This window comes from Arthrobacter sp. efr-133-TYG-120 (assembly GCF_030209785.1).
Classification (GTDB): Bacteria; Actinomycetota; Actinomycetes; order Actinomycetales; family Micrococcaceae; genus Arthrobacter.
The window spans coordinates 1-1,117 of the sequence record NZ_JARVRI010000046.1 but is presented as its reverse complement, the minus strand read 5'-3'; the positions used below and the strand labels follow the sequence as shown (position 1 = coordinate 1,117).

The window sequence follows — 1,117 nt, the reverse complement described above, 5'->3', positions numbered from 1 at the left end:
CCTCGCCGCCCAGGACCACGGGGATGATGTCGGCGTCGCAGGCCAGTTTGCGCACCGTGGCGGCCGGGACGGGCCCGGTGAACGTGAAGGACCCGGTGCCCGAGCCCTGCCGGGGACGGTCGGACAGGGCGGGCTCGCCGACTTCTGAAGATGGCCCGGACGGCCAGGCTTGACCGGACTGAGAAGATTGCCCGTCCTGTGAAGCTTGCCCGGTCTGCGGATCCCGGCGGTCCTGGGGGAAGAGGTCGCGGTGGTCGATGGTGGCCAGGATCTGCGGGCGGTGGCCGCCCGTGGCAGGCAGGGATCCCGCGGCCAGGGCGATCTTGCAGGCGCCGACCAGACCGTCCAGGAGCTTCTGCGCCCGCGACCGCCGGTCCGGCGCCCCGGCACTCCCGGACGACTCGCCGGATGGTCCCCCGGACGAATCGCCGGAAGGCTCCGCGCAGACCTGAGCTGTGCCCTGGGTTGCGGTGCCTTCGGGGATCCGGTTCCGGGGGTTGGTGGCGGTGTTCATGACCGTGAGCAGGTGTTCGTATTGCTCGGTGGTGGCGAAGATCTCCACATGCGCCAGGCCGTGTTTGGGGCGGCGCAGGAACGCTCCTTGGTGGTGGCGGAGGGATTCTTCGGACGGTTCCGGTCCGTCCTGGTCGATCGCCTCTACCCAGCGCCGGGCCACCCTGGCCAGGAAGTCCTGGTCGTTTTCCTCCGCAGTGCGGGCCAGGGCGTATTCCATCTCCGTGGCCTTCTCCGGGCTGCACAACGGACGCACCTTCGCCACGGCCATCGTGATGATCCCGGCCGAGCGGGACCCGATCACCCCGGACGCCAGCGCCGCGGCCGTTTCCCCGTGCCGGGCAGGGACCGTTTGCCCGGTGAGGCTCCGGCCCGGCAGCAGCTCCCGGGCGAGGGCGAGCCGGCGCCCGGCCTCGGCGGCACCGATCCGCAGCAAGGACCGCAGGTGCTCGGCCGTGGACCTGAACTCCCCGCCCCGGGCGCTCATGCCGGCGGCACCAACTTGTGCGTCCTCCTGGCCCGCCGTGGTCCCGGACGTCCAGCCCGCGCCGGCGCCCGGATCCACGCCGGCGGCCCAGCCCGTGGTCCAGCCCTGCCGGCTGAC

The 1,117-nt window shown here is 72.5% G+C and carries 1 protein-coding gene; it reads right to left on the bottom strand.

All coding sequences use genetic code 11. The features are described 5' to 3' along the window. Nucleotides 1-1,117 (bottom strand): DUF222 domain-containing protein (locus QRN51_RS22445; protein ID WP_284991954.1); only part of this gene is annotated, 1,117 nt, incomplete at both ends.